This window comes from Microcosmobacter mediterraneus (genome assembly GCF_031846265.1).
Lineage (GTDB): Bacteria > Bacteroidota > Bacteroidia > Flavobacteriales > Flavobacteriaceae > Microcosmobacter > Microcosmobacter mediterraneus.
Genome location: NZ_JAVRIA010000003.1, coordinates 360,582 through 377,682, shown reverse-complemented (window position 1 = coordinate 377,682; position 17,101 = coordinate 360,582). Strand labels below are relative to the sequence as shown.

22 protein-coding genes are annotated in these 17,101 nt (G+C 33.5%); 12 read left to right on the top strand and 10 right to left on the bottom strand.

All coding sequences use genetic code 11. From position 1 onward, the window contains the following. Positions 1-69 precede the first annotated feature (69 nt). Genes RM697_RS08150 through RM697_RS08135 form a run of 4 tightly spaced genes read left to right on the top strand, consistent with a single transcriptional unit; the run spans position 70 to position 2,875 of the window. A complete protein-coding gene (locus RM697_RS08150; protein WP_311427374.1) occupies positions 70-1,206 on the top strand; it encodes an Mrp/NBP35 family ATP-binding protein in 1,137 nt (378 codons plus the stop codon). A gap of 3 nt (positions 1,207-1,209) precedes the next feature. Then, positions 1,210-1,452, top strand: a complete 243-nt coding sequence (locus RM697_RS08145) for a NifU family protein (RefSeq protein ID WP_311427373.1) — start codon at positions 1,210-1,212, stop codon at positions 1,450-1,452. Between the two features lie 26 nt (positions 1,453-1,478). After that, the gene (locus tag RM697_RS08140; protein WP_311427372.1) at positions 1,479-2,540 is read left to right on the top strand and encodes an NAD(P)/FAD-dependent oxidoreductase; all 1,062 of its coding nucleotides are present in this window, start codon (positions 1,479-1,481) and stop codon (positions 2,538-2,540) included. Next, positions 2,540-2,875: a 2Fe-2S iron-sulfur cluster-binding protein gene (locus RM697_RS08135; protein ID WP_311427371.1), complete on the top strand. Its 336-nt coding sequence runs from the start codon at positions 2,540-2,542 to the stop codon at positions 2,873-2,875. The genes RM697_RS08140 and RM697_RS08135 overlap by 1 nt, the downstream gene beginning before the upstream one ends. Here RM697_RS08135 and RM697_RS08130 read toward each other — a convergent pair. The 4 genes from RM697_RS08130 to RM697_RS08115 all read right to left on the bottom strand — a co-directional run bounded on the left by RM697_RS08130 (position 2,872) and on the right by RM697_RS08115 (position 8,373). After that, positions 2,872-3,630 carry an SGNH/GDSL hydrolase family protein gene (locus RM697_RS08130; RefSeq protein ID WP_311427370.1) on the bottom strand — a complete coding sequence of 253 codons (759 nt, stop codon included), beginning with the start codon at positions 3,628-3,630 and terminating at the stop codon, positions 2,872-2,874. The two genes, RM697_RS08135 and RM697_RS08130, sit on opposite strands and share 4 nt — an antisense overlap. 58 nt (positions 3,631-3,688) lie before the next feature. Beyond that, positions 3,689-4,792: an alanine dehydrogenase gene (ald, locus tag RM697_RS08125; protein WP_311427369.1), complete on the bottom strand. Its 1,104-nt coding sequence runs from the start codon at positions 4,790-4,792 to the stop codon at positions 3,689-3,691. Positions 4,793-4,980: 188 nt separating this feature from the next. Next, positions 4,981-5,340 carry a hypothetical protein gene (locus RM697_RS08120; RefSeq protein WP_311427368.1) on the bottom strand — a complete coding sequence of 120 codons (360 nt, stop codon included), beginning with the start codon at positions 5,338-5,340 and terminating at the stop codon, positions 4,981-4,983. 3 nt (positions 5,341-5,343) lie between these two features. Continuing rightward, entirely contained in the window at positions 5,344-8,373 is a 3,030-nt protein-coding gene (locus tag RM697_RS08115) for a leucine--tRNA ligase (RefSeq protein ID WP_311427367.1), read from the bottom strand. 125 nt (positions 8,374-8,498) lie between these two features. On the opposite strand from RM697_RS08115, the gene RM697_RS08110 reads away from it, so the two are divergent. From RM697_RS08110 to RM697_RS08080, 7 genes are all read left to right on the top strand, one after another. After that, on the top strand, positions 8,499-9,377 hold the full coding sequence (locus tag RM697_RS08110) for a cell division protein FtsX (RefSeq protein WP_311427366.1): 879 nt from the start codon (positions 8,499-8,501) through the stop codon (positions 9,375-9,377). Between the two features lie 5 nt (positions 9,378-9,382). Then, positions 9,383-9,925, top strand: coding sequence for a hypothetical protein (locus RM697_RS08105; RefSeq protein WP_311427365.1), 543 nt, complete (start codon positions 9,383-9,385; stop codon positions 9,923-9,925). A gap of 40 nt (positions 9,926-9,965) precedes the next feature. Beyond that, a complete protein-coding gene (locus tag RM697_RS08100) occupies positions 9,966-10,325 on the top strand; it encodes a hypothetical protein (RefSeq protein ID WP_311427364.1) in 360 nt (119 codons plus the stop codon). 2 nt (positions 10,326-10,327) lie between these two features. Beyond that, a complete protein-coding gene (locus tag RM697_RS08095; protein WP_311427363.1) occupies positions 10,328-10,591 on the top strand; it encodes a DUF3098 domain-containing protein in 264 nt (87 codons plus the stop codon). Positions 10,592-10,629: 38 nt separating this feature from the next. Further along, a complete protein-coding gene (locus RM697_RS08090; protein ID WP_311427362.1) occupies positions 10,630-11,424 on the top strand; it encodes an undecaprenyl-diphosphate phosphatase in 795 nt (264 codons plus the stop codon). A gap of 4 nt (positions 11,425-11,428) precedes the next feature. After that, positions 11,429-12,121, top strand: coding sequence for a tRNA pseudouridine(55) synthase TruB (gene truB, locus RM697_RS08085; protein ID WP_311427361.1), 693 nt, complete (start codon positions 11,429-11,431; stop codon positions 12,119-12,121). Between the two features lie 104 nt (positions 12,122-12,225). Then, the gene (locus tag RM697_RS08080; protein WP_311427360.1) at positions 12,226-12,957 is read left to right on the top strand and encodes an energy transducer TonB family protein; all 732 of its coding nucleotides are present in this window, start codon (positions 12,226-12,228) and stop codon (positions 12,955-12,957) included. Here the strand turns inward: RM697_RS08080 and RM697_RS08075 are convergent. Then, positions 12,954-13,556, bottom strand: a complete 603-nt coding sequence (locus RM697_RS08075) for a thioredoxin family protein (protein WP_311427359.1) — start codon at positions 13,554-13,556, stop codon at positions 12,954-12,956. The genes RM697_RS08080 and RM697_RS08075 overlap by 4 nt on opposite strands. A gap of 92 nt (positions 13,557-13,648) precedes the next feature. Here RM697_RS08075 and RM697_RS08070 point away from each other — a divergent pair, with 92 nt between their 5' ends. Next, a complete protein-coding gene (locus tag RM697_RS08070; protein WP_311427358.1) occupies positions 13,649-14,218 on the top strand; it encodes a DNA-3-methyladenine glycosylase I in 570 nt (189 codons plus the stop codon). Here RM697_RS08070 and aat read toward each other — a convergent pair. The 5 genes from aat to RM697_RS08045 all read right to left on the bottom strand — a co-directional run bounded on the left by aat (position 14,215) and on the right by RM697_RS08045 (position 17,054). Beyond that, the gene (gene aat, locus RM697_RS08065) at positions 14,215-14,844 is read right to left on the bottom strand and encodes a leucyl/phenylalanyl-tRNA--protein transferase (RefSeq protein WP_311427357.1); all 630 of its coding nucleotides are present in this window, start codon (positions 14,842-14,844) and stop codon (positions 14,215-14,217) included. The genes RM697_RS08070 and aat overlap by 4 nt on opposite strands. A 231-nt stretch (positions 14,845-15,075) precedes the next feature. Further along, positions 15,076-15,402, bottom strand: a complete 327-nt coding sequence (locus RM697_RS08060) for a DUF59 domain-containing protein (RefSeq protein ID WP_311427356.1) — start codon at positions 15,400-15,402, stop codon at positions 15,076-15,078. A gap of 1 nt (position 15,403) precedes the next feature. Next, a complete protein-coding gene (locus tag RM697_RS08055; protein WP_311427355.1) occupies positions 15,404-15,826 on the bottom strand; it encodes a SufE family protein in 423 nt (140 codons plus the stop codon). 30 nt (positions 15,827-15,856) lie between these two features. Beyond that, entirely contained in the window at positions 15,857-16,363 is a 507-nt protein-coding gene (locus RM697_RS08050; protein ID WP_311427354.1) for a hypothetical protein, read from the bottom strand. A gap of 46 nt (positions 16,364-16,409) precedes the next feature. Further along, positions 16,410-17,054: an META domain-containing protein gene (locus tag RM697_RS08045; protein WP_311427353.1), complete on the bottom strand. Its 645-nt coding sequence runs from the start codon at positions 17,052-17,054 to the stop codon at positions 16,410-16,412. Between the last annotated feature and the right edge of the window lie 47 nt (positions 17,055-17,101).

The window sequence follows — 17,101 nt, the reverse complement described above, 5'->3', positions numbered from 1 at the left end:
ATTTCAATAAAATCACTTCAAATTACAAAGTATTCGCAGTATCTTTGCATTTAGAATTAATCTTAATAAATGAAACTCAATAAACAAGATATATTGAATGCTTTATCTATGATAACCGTTCCTGGTGAAGGACAGAATATGGTAGAAAGCGGAGCAGTTACCAACGTTGTTACTTTTGCAGATGAGGTTATTGTAGATATTACAATTAAAAACCCAAGTCTTCAAGCAAAAAAGAAAACTGAAGTTGAAATTTTAAAGACTATTCATAATAAAGTTTACGAGAAAGCTAAGATTAAAATCAATGTAAAAGTTGATGCGCCTAAAGTAAAACCTAAAAACGAAATTAAAGGAAAGCCAATTCCAGGTATTCAAAATATTATTGCAGTAGCTTCTGGTAAAGGAGGTGTTGGTAAATCTACAATTACGGCCAATTTAGCAGTAACCTTAGCTAAAATGGGCTTTAAAGTTGGCATATTAGATGCAGATATTTATGGGCCTTCAATTCCTATAATGTTTGATGTTGCAGATGAAAAACCTCTAGCAGTTAATATTGGCGGAAAATCTAAAATGAAACCTATAGAAAATTATGGTGTAAAAGTTCTATCCATTGGTTTTTTTACTAAACCAGATCAGGCTGTAATTTGGAGAGGTCCAATGGCTTCAAAAGCACTTAATCAAATGATTTTTGATGCAGCTTGGGATGAGATCGATTTTTTATTATTAGATCTACCACCAGGTACAGGAGATATTCATTTAAGCATCATGCAATCGTTGCCAATAACTGGTGCTGTTGTTGTGAGTACACCTCAAAATGTAGCTTTAGCAGATGCTAAAAAAGGTGTTGCTATGTTCCAACAAGATAGTATAAATGTCCCAGTTTTAGGTATCGTTGAGAATATGGCCTATTTTACACCAGAAGAATTACCAGAAAATAAATATTATATATTCGGAAAAGAAGGTGCAAAGAATTTAGCAAAAGATTTAGAAATACCCTTTCTAGGTGAAGTTCCTTTAATACAAAGTATAAGAGAATCTGGAGATTTTGGTAGACCAGCAGCAATGCAATCTGCAACGTATTTAGAAAACGCATTTGAAAAAATAACGCAAAACGTTGTGCAAGAAGTTGTAAAACGAAATACCAATTTACCACCAACAGAAGCGATAAAAATTACAACAATGGCAGGATGCTCTGCTGTAAAAAGATAGCGTATGACTACAGAAGAAATTAGATTGAACGTGGAAAAAGCACTAGACGAAATTCGCCCTTTTTTACAGAGTGATGGAGGAGATATATCACTACTTTCTATCGAAGATGATAAATTTGTAAAAGTACAACTAGAAGGTGCTTGTATCTCTTGTAGTGTTAACCAAATGACATTACGTTCTGGAGTAGAAATGACCATTAAAAAATATGCACCTCAAATTGAAGAGGTCATTAATGTTGAAGCCTAATTGATTCTGGGTGTTAATTTATTTTCATGATTAAAACAGACATACTTATCATAGGCGCTGGTCCAACAGGATTATTCACGGTTTTTGAAGCTGGATTATTAAAATTACGCTGTCACCTTATAGATGCTTTGCCACAAGCTGGAGGTCAGTGTTCTGAGATTTACCCTAAAAAGCCTATTTACGATATTCCTGCTTATCCCGAGATTTTGGCAGGAGATCTTACTGATAAACTATTAGAACAATGCAAGCAGTTTGAACCTGGTTTTACCCTTGGAGAACGTGCTGAAACTATAGACAAGCAAGAAGATGGGTCTTTTATTGTGACTACAAATAAGGGTACTCAGCATCAAGCACCTGTTGTTGCAATAGCTGGAGGACTGGGAAGCTTTGAGCCTCGTAAACCCTTAATTCATAATATCACTGATTTTGAAGATAAAGGTGTGGAGTATATCATTAAAGATCCTGAAATCTATCGCAATAAAAAGGTAGTGATTGCAGGTGGAGGCGACTCAGCACTAGATTGGAGTATATTCTTAAGCGATATTGCTTCCGAAGTGACTTTGATTCATCGTAGAAATGAGTTTAGAGGGCATTTAGATTCTGTGGAGAAAGTTCAAGATTTAAAAAATAAGGGTAAAATTAATTTAGTGACACCTGCAGAGGTCATTGGAATTGTTGGTGATGAAAAAGTTAATGCTGTTGTTGTAAAACAAGCCCAGCACATAGAAAAGGAATTTGAAATTGAATGTGATCACTTTATCCCATTATTTGGCTTGTCACCTAAGCTTGGGCCAATTGCAAATTGGGGATTAGAGATTGAAAAGAATGCGATTAAAGTGAATAATGCGTTGGATTATCAAACAAATATTCCTGGGATTTTTGCCATAGGCGATGTGAATACTTATCCAGGAAAATTAAAATTAATTCTTTGTGGCTTCCATGAAGCGACGCTTATGTGTCAATCAGCATATCAAATTATCAATCCTGGCAAGAAATATGTAATGAAATACACGACAGTAAGTGGAGTGCATGGTTTTGACGGAACAAGTAAAACTGCAGAGAAAGCTGTTGTTAAGAAAATTGAATAGTGGATTCTGAAGACATTAATATTACTATCATAGACCGAGAAGGTGTTGAGCATAATATAGAAGCACCTACTGATATGGCAATGAACCTCATGGAAGTGGTGCGTTCTTATGAGCTTGCTCCAGAAGGTACTATTGGTATTTGTGGTGGCATAGCGATGTGTGCTTCTTGTCAATGCTATGTGTTATCTGAACATGAATTACCAGAAATGCAAGATGATGAAGATGCGATGTTAGCCGAAGCATTTTATGTAGAAGATAATAGTCGATTAGGTTGCCAAATACAAATGACACCCAAAATGGAAGGGCTTAAAGTTAAATTAGCACCAGAAAGTTAATCGGCTTCGTATCCTAATTTTTCTAAAGCAGCAGGTAAAATTCGTTCTACATATTTACTGTAGGCTAACTCAGAAGGATGTAAGCCGTCCTCTGCAATGAGTTCAGGAAACTCTAAAATAGTTCTAGAAATATCCGTGACATTTATAAACGTAATTCCAGCTTGTTCTGCATATGTTGAAGCATAATTGTTATACATGTCTATTTCTGAAGCTATATTTCCATCATCGAAGGCCATACCAAAAGGTGTCATTGCGTAGTCTGGAATGGAAATAATAATAATACGATTTGCATCACCTTCAGCTAGCGTAGTAGCCATGCCAACCAATTCAGGAAATTCAAGTTGATAGGTTATAAAAGGTTTACCTTGAAATTGATTATTAACACCAATAAGAAGCGTTACTAAATCGTACTCTTCTAGCAAATCAGTACTGTTTACAGCACCAATTAATTGTGTCGTTGTCCAACCACCTTGTGCAACAATATCCAAGCTAAATGTGTCGTCTTCATTAAAGTATGTTACTAAACTATCTTTTAACTGTTCAGGATATCTGCATGTTTCACAAACTGCTGTTCCTATGGTATAACTGTCACCTAAAGCTAATAATCTAAAGTTTTTTGGTTCAGGGAAAGTATTGTTTTCAATCTCTTCATTAATATTGACAAAAGGATCTTCTATGGTACTGTTTTCTGAAGAGGAACAAGTAAATGATAGTATCCCTAACACAAGACCTAAAATAAAGAGCAATCGTTTCATAACTTAGCAAAGATACGACCTTAATACGACTCCAAGAACACTCTACAATGGGATTTTATTAAGCTATAGCTTCTATATTCCATCCAAACGCTTCTGCGATTTCCTTATATACAATTTTTCCATTTACAATATTGAGTCCTTTGTATAACGAAGGGTTAGACGCACAAGTCTCTTGCCATCCATTATTTGCTAATTTTAATATGTAAGGCAATGTTACATTTGTTAGAGCCAATGTTGAAGTATATGGTACAGCTCCAGGCATGTTTGCAACACAATAATGTACAACATCATCAATGATGAACGTAGGATCTTCGTGTGTGGTTGGTTTTGTAGTTTCAATACAACCACCTTGGTCTACTGCAACATCAACGATTACAGTTCCCGGTCGCATATCTTTAAGCATTTCTTTAGTGATAAGTTTGGGAGCTTTAGCACCTTTTAAGAGAACACCTCCAACGATAAGATCATGATTTTTAATACGTTGTCTTATATTAAATTCGCTAGAAAATTCAGTGACCACATGATTTGGCATTATATCATTGACATGTCTTAGACGATTCATGTCAATATCCATAATTGTAACATGAGCACCTAAGCCTGCAGCCATTTTAGCAGCTTGAATTCCAACAACTCCAGCACCTAAAATTAAGACTTTTCCTGGCGGAACTCCTGGAACACCTCCAAGTAATACTCCTCGTCCTTTAATTGGCTTTTCTAAATATTTAGCACCTTGTTGAATGGCCATGCGTCCTGCAACTTCAGACATAGGTGTTAATAAAGGGAGTGAACCATCTTTATTCTCAACCGTTTCATACGCAATGCAAATAGCTTTACTTTTTATCATGGCTTTAGTGAGGGCTTCGCTTGAGGCGAAATGGAAGTATGTAAACAGAATTTGACTAGGTTTTACCAATGCATATTCTTGTTTTATAGGTTCTTTTACTTTTACAATCATATCGCTAGAGGCATAAACCTCTTCAATAGTATCTAAAATTGTAGCACCAGCGTTTTGATAGTCTTCATCAAAAAATCCACTGCCATTTCCAGCAGTGGATTGAACAAAAACAGTATGAGCATTTTTAGTAAGTTCGAAAACACCAGCTGGTGTCATACCAACCCGATTTTCGTTATTCTTGATTTCTTTAGGGATTCCAATTGTCATCTAGTTATTATGGTTTAGATTAGTAATTGGACTTAAATTTAATTTGAATTTTTGAAATACGAGATCACTTAAATCTAGATTTTTTAATTTTTATGATATTCGGATTTTAACGGATTCATTTTGTTGATCTCGCAATAAAACATTAGTAATCAGATTAATAATGCAACTCGTATTTTATCTCCTATACATTATTCAAAAGCTAATGTAACATCGTCTACATGGTTGTTTATAAAAATAACAAGCAAATGCTCTCGTTTGGTTTCTACAAAACTGGGTTGTTTACCAATGTTATATACAAAGGCATCTTTTTTGTTTAAAATGGTTGTATTGGGTTGTCCTAAAAGAACTAGAACCTCTTGTTTAGATAGACCAATAAGAGTTTGACTCTCTATGAGATCATCTACCATTTTATATCGACGAGATTGTTCCGTTTTCCATTTATACGATACGAACTGTTCTTCAAAAAGATAAATTAGAGACGTACTAATCACAAAAGCAACAAAGAAGAATATACCAATTTTATCTCCTCTTTTAAGCTTTAGTAACATAAATTAGCCTACTATATTTACAATCTTTCCAGGAACCACAATCACTTTTTTAGGCTCGCGTCCTTGTAATTGGTTTTGTGTACGTTCATCTGCTAAGACCGCTTTTTCAATATCATCTTTAGATAGGTCTAATGATAACTCTAACTTAAAGCGCATTTTACCATTAAAAGAAATCGGATATTCTTTACTACTTTCTACTAAATGATTGGCTTCAAACACAGGGAAAGGTGCAGTGGAAATAGATTGCTTATGACCTAAAGCTTCCCAAAGCTCCTCAGCAATATGAGGTGCATAAGGTGATATTAATACCAAGAGAGGTTCTAAGATTTCTCTTGATGTACACTTCTGAGCAGTCAACTCATTTACTGCAATCATAAACGTAGAAACCGACGTATTGAATGAGAAGTTATCAATATCTTCCTCAACCTTTTTAATGGTTTTGTGTAGCGTCTTTAAATGGTCTTTTGTTGGTGTCGCATCAGTCACTTTAAAACTAGTATCATCATAATACAACTTCCACAACTTTTTAAGGAAACTATGTACTCCTGAAATACCTGCTGTATTCCAAGGTTTGTATTGCTCTAAAGGGCCCAAAAACATCTCATATAATCTTAAACTATCTGCGCCATACTGTTCACAAATATGGTCTGGATTAACTACGTTATACCAGCGCTTTGACATTTTTTCTACTTCTCTAGATACTTTAAAATCAGAAACAAACTCCATTCTTCTAGGTGTCAAAACTTTCCCTGAATCACCAATAAAACTAGCATTACTGAATTCAGGTTGCCAGTTTTTAAAAGCCTCAATATCTAACTCATCTGAAGAATTAACTAAATTGACATTAACATGAGTTGGATTAGTTGAAATATGGAAAATTTCTTCGCCTACTTTCTCCTCAGAATTATTAAAATTAAAATTACTGATCTCATCTAATAATCCTGAATGAATTATATCGTATATATCTTTGTTAATTTCTTTAAAGTTATCTTCTTCAATTTCTTCTGATATTTTCTTTGAAACGTAAATATTAGATGTGTAAACTCCTTTTACTCTTTCTTTTTCATTTTTTAAAGACGATGTATGGCAATAAACTCTATGAGCAATCGCACTCGTTCCTAAAATCATCCCTTGATTAATCAATTTTTTAGCAAACTCATCGACAGGGACTAAGCCCAAATCAAACATAAACTTTTGCCAAAAACGTGCGTATAATAAATGACCTGTAGCATGTTCGCTTCCTCCAATATATAAGTCTACTTGTTGCCAATAATCAATGGCGTCTTTAGAGAAGATTTCATCCTCATTATGAGGATCCATATAACGATTAAAGTACTGTGAACTTCCTGCCCAACCAGGCATGGTGTTTAACTCTAAAGGGTGAATAGTTTTATTATCTATTAGATCATTAGAAACAACTTCTTTTTTTGATGTATCCCAAGCCCAAACGGTTGCATTTCCTAGAGGTGGTTCACCTGTTTCGGTTGGTAAGTACTTTTCAACTTCTGGTAATGTAATAGGCAAATGCTGTGCAGCAATCATTTGCGGCATACCATTGACATAATACACAGGGAACGGTTCGCCCCAATAGCGTTGTCTGCTAAATACAGCATCACGTAATCTGTAATTGGTTTTGCCTTTGCCTTGTCCAATCTGCTCTAACTCATAAATAGCACGTTTGGTTGCTTTCTTATAGTTCATTCCGTTGAGGAAATCACTATTGGCAATTTTCACGTTATCCTTAGATGCAAAGGCTTCTTCAGAAATATCTACGCCTTCAAAAATGTTAGGAATGTCAATCCCAAAATACTTAGCAAAATCGCAATCGCGTTGGTCACCACAAGGTACAGCCATTACAGCACCTGTTCCGTAGCTAGCTAGCACATAATCACCAATCCAAATAGGAATAGGTGCTTTAGTAAAAGGATGCTCTGCATAGGCTCCAGTAAACACACCAGAAATGGTTTTTACATCTGCCATACGATCACGTTCACTGCGTTTTGCAGTGGCTTCTACGTATGCTTCAACTTCTGCTTTCTGTTCTGCTGTAGTGATTTGTGAAACTAACTCGTGTTCTGGAGCAAGTGTCATAAAAGATACGCCGAAAATGGTATCAGGACGTGTGGTGAACACATCGATTTTTGCGTCATAATCTTTAACCATAAAGGTGACTGATGCACCAACGGATTTCCCTATCCAATTACGTTGACTTTCCTTTAGAGAGTCTGTCCAATCAATGGTATCTAAACCTTGCAATAAACGTTCAGCATAAGCTGAAATACGCATACTCCATTGGGTCATTTTTTTTCGTACTACAGGATGACCTCCACGTTCTGAAACACCATTAACAATCTCGTCATTAGCCAAAACGGTTCCTAAGGCAGGACACCAATTAACTTCTGTTTCAGCGAGATATGTTAATCTATATTTTAGAAGAATCTCTTGCTTTTCAAGCTCTGAATAAGCCTTCCAGTCTTCCGAAGAAAAACTTGGCGTATCCTCATCACAAGCTGCATTAACATGTGTGTTACCTGCACGCTCAAATTCTTTGATCAGCTCTGTAATATTTTCAGCCTTATGATCTATATTACAGTAATATGAGTTGAATAATTGAATGAAAATCCACTGTGTCCATTTGTAATAGCTTGGATCACTTGTTCGCACTTCGCGAGACCAATCAAAAGAAAATCCTATTTGATCTAATTGACGACGATACGTTTTAATATTTTCTTCGGTTGTAACAGCAGGATGTTGACCAGTTTGTATAGCATATTGCTCAGCAGGTAGGCCAAAACTATCATAACCTTGTGGATGTAAGACATTAAAACCTTTATGACGTTTGTAACGAGCATAAATATCTGAAGCAATATAACCTAATGGGTGACCAACATGTAAACCTGCACCACTTGGATAAGGGAACATGTCTAAAACATAGTACTTAGGTTTATCTGAATTGTTTTCAGCCTTAAACGTTTCGTGTTTTGCCCAATGGTCTTGCCATTTTTGTTCTATCTCGTTGAAGTTGTATGTCATCTTACTGATTTCCTACTAATAAAGCCGCAAATTTAATGTTATTATAACAATGTTGAAAGTTTAAACGTTCTATTCCTTAGCTAATAGAATTAGTTTTTTATTTTTACTCCAATTACAAAGCCTTTATGAGTTCATCATTTGATAGATATCAAAAACGAAAATTAATTTCTTCTTATGTTTCAGTTGTTATTAGTATAGCGCTCGTCCTTTTTCTTTTGGGTTGCTTAGGACTTTTGGTTATTAATGCAAAAAAAGTAGCCGACTATTTTAAGGAGGATGTTACTGTTAATGTATTTTTAAGAGATGATGCCAAAGAGGTTGAAATAAATCAACTTAAAAAGAGTTTGGCAATGGCTGAACACACAAAATCTGTTACTTATGTTTCTAAAGAGGCTGCTGCAGAATCTCTTGAGGGTGAATATGGAGAGGATTTTCTTGATTTCTTAGGAACAAATCCATTAAAGAATTCTATAGATATTAGTTTAAAAGCAGATTATGTAACTTCAGAAAAACTACTTGAGATTGAACAAGAATTGTCAGCCAAGGCATTTATTGATGATGTAACATATGATAATGATCTGGTAGAACTAATGAATAGTAATGTAAAACGAATATCGTTTTGGGTTTTGTTACTGAGCGGTTTATTTACTTTAATAGCAGTATTACTTATCAATAGTTCCATAAGATTAGCTGTATATTCTAAGCGTTTTATTATAAAAACGATGCAAATGGTTGGCGCTACAAAACGCTTTATTAGAAAACCATTTGTTTGGAAGAGTATACAATTAGGTGTTATTGGTGCTATTGTAGCCTTAATTGGTATGGCTATAGTATTGTGTTATTTAGATAGATATTTCCCAGAGTTAGAGCTGCTTAAACAACCAATATTAATTGTAAGCCTTTTTGCAAGTATTTTTGGTTTAGGTATTCTTATTACTTGGATTAGTACATATATTGCCACACAACGTTTTTTAAATTTGAAAACGGATCAGTTATATTATTAGTTAATTTGAAAAATTCTTCAGATCGTATTATTGGTTTACCGTTTTTGTATATGGTCTTGTTATCTACATTAGACTATTTTTTCAAAGATTATATAGGTTCAAGTGAATTTGAAATAAGTGTAAAAGTTTATGTGCTCATTTTTATAATAACTTTGGTCTCGGTTTTTGTTTTTGTTTTAAAAAATTCTCAAGAAAAAGATAAATTTATTAGAATTATGAAAAGTTTTTCTTACGGAACTTTTTGTGGTTTTATGCTGTTAATGTTTATTGCTCTTGTCAAAGATCAGTCAGCATTTTATCTTAATAAATCTTATTCAAAAGAAAAAATTCAAGATAAATTCGTTGTAACATATAGAAATAATAGCGAAGGAGAAAATGGAGTTGGATTAGGATCGTATAATTATAAAGTTTGGTTTAGTACTAAAAATAAATTTTCATCTGAAGATTTATTGTTCATACAAAAAAACGACACTATTAAAATTGAATTTTACATAGGACTTCTTAACAAACCCTTCTTACCATTTGGAAAGATAGAGATTATTGAATAATATTCTAACATAGAATTCGTTACAAATAAAACCGCCAATCATGAAACGTCTATTACCAATTGCTTCAGTTTTAGCATTTATTATTATTGCTTTTGTGTTATTAAAATCGTGTATCATTCAAAATACAAAGCCAGAAGATTGTGTGGTGAAAACAATCACAGTTACAAAAATAACAGAAGGTACCTCTAACGATATTGTATTCCATGATGCTGGAACAGACTTTTATTACATCAATAGAGGTTTAGAGCAAGGACTAAATTTAGATTCTCTTAAGAGAAAAGTTTTAAATAAAACCGTTACTTTGCACTTAGCTAAAGTTCTTGGTGGAGTAACTTCCGAACATATATCTCAATTAACATTAGATGATGGGGTTATATTTACCGAGTTCAAAGACGAGTAATTATGGGTGAAAAAAAGCGTAAAGAAATTTCTAAAGGTGAATTTGTTTTTGGTAAAAAAAACTATAAATGGATGTTTATAGGCTTGGCTTGTATTGCTTTGGGGTTTATCCTTATGGCAGGAGGTGGAAGTGATGATCCTAATGTATTTGATGACTCAATCTTTAGCTGGAGACGTATTCGCTTAGCACCAACCTTAGTGCTTATTGGTTTCGGAATTCAGGTGTATGCTATTCTTCTTAATCCTAAGAAAAATTCCAAAAAATAAACGTCACTTCAAATTAGTATTTTGATACCTTTGACCTCATGGAAGTAATCGACGCCATTGTTTTAGGCATTATTCAAGGTCTTACTGAGTTTTTACCTGTATCCTCTAGTGGTCACTTAGAATTAGGGAAAGTCATACTTGGCGATAATTCAATTCCAAAAGAAAGTCTTTTATTTACAGTAGTACTTCATTTTGCAACAGCTTTAAGTACTATCGTGGTTTTTAGAAAAGACATTTGGTCTCTAATTTCTGGTGTGCTAAAATTGCAATGGAATGAAGATTTGCAATTTGTTTCTAAAATAGCTTTATCTATGGTTCCTGCAGTGATTGTTGGGTTATTCTTTGAGGAACAGTTAGAAGCCTTATTTGGAGGTAACATTCTATTAGTAGGATGCATGCTTATTGTTACAGCAGCATTACTATTATTAGCAGATAAGGCAAAAAACACTACAAAAAAAGTGTCGTTTTCTAATGCATTTATTATTGGTGTGTCTCAGGCCATAGCTATGCTACCAGGAATATCGCGTTCTGGAGCTACCATTTCTACATCTGTACTTTTAGGTAACGATAAAACTAAAGCAGCTCGATTTTCATTTTTAATGGTTGTACCCTTGATATTTGGTAAAATAGCTAAGGATATTTTTAGTGGAGAACTCAGTTATGAAAGCGCAAACATAACTACACTATCTATAGGTTTTATCGCTGCATTTGTCTCAGGATTGTTTGCATGTACTTGGATGATTAAGCTTGTTAAGAAAAGCAAGCTGTCTTATTTTGCTTTTTACTGTATTTTAGTTGGAATAGCAGCGATAATATATTCGCTTTTAAATTAGTGATATGACCAAAGAAGATTTCCTCGCAGGACAGGTTTTACTCATTGATAAGCCTTTAACATGGACTTCTTTTCAAGCAGTAAATAAGTTACGTTGGGAAATACGCAGGGCTTTTGATATAAAGAAAATAAAAGTTGGCCATGCAGGAACTTTAGATCCTTTAGCTACTGGTTTACTAGTCATTTGTACTGGTAAAATGACCAAACAAATTCATACCTTCCAAGGTCAGGAGAAAGAGTATACAGGAACTTTTACTTTAGGATCTACAACACCGTCTTATGATTTAGAAACTGAGGTAGATGCTAAGTTTAATACAGATCATATCACAAACCATTTAATTACCGAAACAACTTCTAAATTTATTGGTGACATTGAACAATATCCACCAATTTTTTCAGCTATTAAAAAAGACGGAAAACGATTGTATGAGCACGCAAGAGCAGGAGAGACTGTAGAGATTCAACCAAGATTGGTAACTATTTCTGAATTTGAAATTATAAGCATAGATAATTTGCAAGTGCAATTTAGAGTGGTTTGTAGCAAAGGAACATACATAAGATCCTTAGCGCACGATTTTGGTAAAGCTTTAAATTCTGGAGCACATTTGTCAGAATTAAGGCGAACTAGAATAGGAGAATTTAAAGTTGTAGACGCTTATTCTCCTGAAGAATTTATTAATACATTGAATTCTCAATAGCTGAAAACTGGACTTTTATACCATTCTCTTTCTTGAGAATTACTGTATTTCATCCATTTTTTCAAAATTTACGTATATATTACACTAAATAATCATTGATTGTATTGAGTTTAATTGATAAACATAAGGCTTTAATTATTACTGTTCTTCTAACAGGAACTCTAGTTTTTGCACTATTTAGTGTTCATCTAACACGACATAACGCATTTATTTCTGAGAGTTATTATGAAGTTGAACCTGAGACTGAAGCTGAAAAAGAACAGCGTTTGTTAGAGGAATTGGCCTATAAATTACCGCAAACCAATTCGGCATTAAATGAAGATCAAGAGTTTGCAGACATGATGAAAAACTTTAAGTCTATTAATGAAAATGATTTTGAAAAAACTACAAGAGCTATAGAAGAAGCTAGAGAGACAGAGAATACAGACGTATTAGAATCATCAACTACAAATACTTCTCAAGGCAACTATGCTATAAATAAAGAAGAAAAATCATCATTTCAGAAGGTTAAAGATCGCCTGGCAATGCATACGCAAGATGCTTCTAAGAAAAAAACTAATGCTAATAGTACCATGAGTTATTCTTTGAAAGGTAGAACGATTCAAGATTATGATACACCTCGTTATTTGTGTGAAGTAAGCGGTAAAATGGTTATTAATATTACTGTTAATTCACAAGGTAAAGTAACAGACGCTTACGTTAATTCCTCATCTACATCTACTAATGAATGCTTAGTAGAACATGCTTTAGATTATGCTAAAATAGTTAGCTTTGATAGTGCATCTAATCCATCACAACTGGGATCAATTACCTTTTATTTTAAAGGTAAAAACTAGAGGTTTAGCGTTTTTAGTATATCAGAAATTACAGTTTGCCCTTTGTCTTTGTTATACCAACGTTGTAAATCTTCTTTAAACTTTGGCGTAAGAGTTCCATGTTGTTTTTTGTAATCATTGACCATTTTTGTGGCAGTAGATGGTCTTGGACCATAACTATCAATAACCTCGTTAGAGTTTTCTTCTATTACGATCACTTTAGGTATTGAACGTCCTCCATGTGTTAGGAATTGATCCATTAACTCTAAATGATCATCTCTAAAGACAAGCTTCAATTTAATATTGTTATTGAGTTCTGCAATTTTATTTAGTACAGGAATAACGTGTGCAGCATCTCCACACCAACTTTCAGTTAGGACTAGCCAAGTTAATTTACCGTCAAATTTCTTAATATCTAAAACTACTTCTTCATTAATTTTCACCGTTTTATCCCAACGCTTCATACGTCTGTTGTTAAGCATTGTGTAATTAATTAAAGCTTCAGATTGGTTATCACCACTGGTTTTTTTGTGCTCAACTTGAGAAGCAACCAAGTCTCTGTATTCTGAGTACGTAATACTATTTTGTAATGCAGATTCAATAGTTTTATCTAGAGTCATTTCCATAATTTATTCAAATTTAAGTCTTACTTTTAAATATTAAATAAGATTAGTTATTAGTAGAGATAAATCTGAAAACTTACACTTAAAATATGGGCGACAATAAGCATAGATGTGGATGGTGTATTGGTGATACTTTATATGAAACCTATCATGATAAGGAATGGGGAGTTCCTGTTTATGATGATAATACTTTATTTGAGTTTTTAATTCTTGAAACCTTTCAGGCTGGTTTAAGTTGGATTACAGTACTTAGAAAACGGGAAAACTTTAGGAAAGCTTTTGATAATTTCGATTATAAGAAGATTGCTACGTATAACGAAATAAAAATAGAAAGCTTATTACAAGATGCTGGCATCATTAGAAACAAATTAAAAATAAGAGCTACTATTAGTAATGCTTTAGCTTTTATTGATATTCAAAAAGAGTTTGGTAGCTTCAGTGATTATATCTGGAAATTTACTGAAGGAAAACCGATTAAAAATGCATTTAAAAATTATAAAGATGCTCCTGCAAATACACCTTTAAGTGATATGATTAGCAAAGACTTAAAGAAGAGAGGATTTAAGTTTGTAGGCACTACTGTTATTTATGCTCATATGCAAGCTACAGGAATGGTTAACGATCATGAAATCAATTGTTTTAGATACCATGAAGTTTAATTAATTAAATAGGTTAGAAATTTAGACCTAGGAATATCTTTTGCTCCTAAACTATCTAAGTGATTGGTATATATTTGACAATCTATTAGCTTATAATCATGCTGTTGAATAAATGTTATGAAGCCAACTTTGCTAGCATTACTAACTTTAGTAAACATGCTTTCGCCACAGAATACTTGGTTTCCGACATCCACACCATACAATCCACCAACGAGTACATTGTTTTGCCAAACCTCTACAGATTTAGCGTAACCAAGTTTAAATAGCTTATTATAAGCTTCAATCATTCCATTGGTAATCCAAGAACTTTCTTGTCCAGCTCTTTTTTGATTAGCACATTTTAGTATAACCTCAGAAAAGGCTTTGTTAAAGGTGACTTTAAAACTATCCTTTTTGAGTATTTGAACCATACTTTTGGAAATCTTTAGATCTTCTGGGAATAGTACAAATCTAGGATCTGGTGACCACCAAAGAATAGGCTGTTCGTCATCAAACCAAGGAAAAATACCATTTTGGTAAGCGTAGAGTAATCGTTCGGCAGATAAATCACCTCCAATAGCCAGTAAACCATCTTTGGATGCTTTAGAAATATCAGGGAATTCTATGTTGCTATTTAAAAAGTGCATAAGCGATTAATTACTATAACGTTGTAGTTAGGTTTTTGCAGTTAAAAAGGGATTCTATACTTTGAAAATACGATAATTTTTATCATATTTGATATGACCTTTGTTCACTATATTGTTCATCATTGCTTTTTTGAGTTTGTTTATAAAGGTCAAAACCTAAAACCACAACATTAAAGTCTCGACTAACCATCGAGGCTTTTTTTATTGAAACTATGTAAACATTTATTTCTGCTAAAGCATACCAAGTTCTAGCTTCGCTTCTTCACTCATAAGATCTTGAGACCAAGGAGGATCAAATGTTATTTCTACTTCTGCATTGTTAACAGCATCCAGCGACTTTACTTTTTCTTCAACCTCTAAAGGAAGAGTTTCTGCAACAGGACAATTAGGAGACGTTAAAGTCATTAATATTTTTACATCGTAATCCTCATTGACCAAAACATCATAAATGAGACCTAATTCATAGATGTCTACTGGTATTTCTGGATCATAAATAGTTTTTAAAACTCGTACTATTTTTTCACCTAATGCTTCGGTGTCTATAACTGTATCACTCATATTAATTTAGTTGTGTTTGGTAGGCAATGGCATACAATTTTAGCTGCTTAACCATGTTTACAAGACCGTTGGCTCTTGTTGGAGACAGATGCTCTTTAAGACCTATTTTATCAATGAATTCGGTATTAGCTTCAATAATGTTTTGTGGATGCTGATTAGAAAAAACTCTAATTAATATAGCAATAATACCTTTTGTAATTATAGCATCACTATCTGCAGTAAAACGCACTGTATCATTATCCATTTCTGCATGCACCCAAACCTTACTTTGGCAGCCTTTTATTAGATTGGTATCTAGTTTGTATTTCTCATCAATTAGTGGTAAAGTCTTACCAAGATCAATCATGTATTGATAACGTTCTTCCCAGTCTTCAAACATTGAAAACTCATCAATTATTTCATTTTGTATCGCCTCTATCGTCATATTAAATCTTTGTGCAAAATTACAATTTACTTACTGTTTTTCTGCCATTTCTTTAAGGTATAACACTTTTTTAACCAAGTTACTTAACTGTTTTGGAGGATTACCATGATCAAAAATTGGCGAGCTGTAAATGGCATCATCTTCTTGTATTTTTAAAGTTGCCATAGCTGCACCATCATATTGAAAAGCTTTGGAAGGAATATCAATATCATTGAGCGTACCTAACGTAACTTCTTTCATAGCTAGCATAAGCTCATCCCAATCTTGCTGTGAACATGCATAGCGATTAACATCTTTATTTGCTCGATCTTTAGTAGTATATAAAGAGTCCTTAGTTACCCAAACTTTTTCATAAAAACCACGTGTGCTTGCTTCATAGTAAACAGTTGTGCTTGTCTGCATACGTGCATTGGTTATCATGTCTTCTGTGACAACTACTTGCTCTGTAGTTGAACTATTAGATGGTGTCTCATTTTTTTTCTGATCACACTCTTTTGTTAAAAGAAGAATACTCAATAGACTTAATATTAGTTTCATAGTTGCAGTGTTTTATAATAGCATTTTCAAAAATGAAGCCAAAATTTTATTGCCTAACATTTAGATGTTTGGCTTTTACTAAAATAGTTCCATCTTCGGCGAGTAAATGCAAGGTGTCATCTAAAATCTCGTATGTTGAACTTTTTTGTAGCATTTTTACAAAAGAAGTTTCAACGTCTGGATTAGGACATGCCATTTTAGTTAATGCTACATCTCCTATAGCAAAGGAACCTCGCTCTGCTTGAAGAGAAGATTTGAATTTATTACATCCTGTACTTCCGTGAATGCTAGTTTGGTCCTCTGTAATGGTTAAAAAAGGTGCTCTGTCAAAGGACTCAATTTCTTGAACAAAGAATACATTCCATGAACCTTCTCCAAGTTCTAAAGGCGATTTATGTTGGTTTATAAGCTCAATAAGTTCGAAATCTCCATTGAAAATATGTTCAGTATTATCGACAGGTTTAACTTTTAGAGTAAAATCTTGATCTATTTCATGAGAAAAACCTATGATTTCTCCAGAATAAACAGTCCAGCTATCGTTAAGATCTGTTTTTATTTTTAAACAAGGCGATTCAGAAGCACTACAATCAGTAGTTTTTCCAGAGACGTATAATGTTAAATCTTTAGGTTCTTTATCGCATGATGTTATAAACATTAAGCAAATAAGAATAACTGAAAATTTTAAGTTCATAATAAAGTTTATTTTCCGTTAAAGGTAATTATTAAACAAGCTAATAC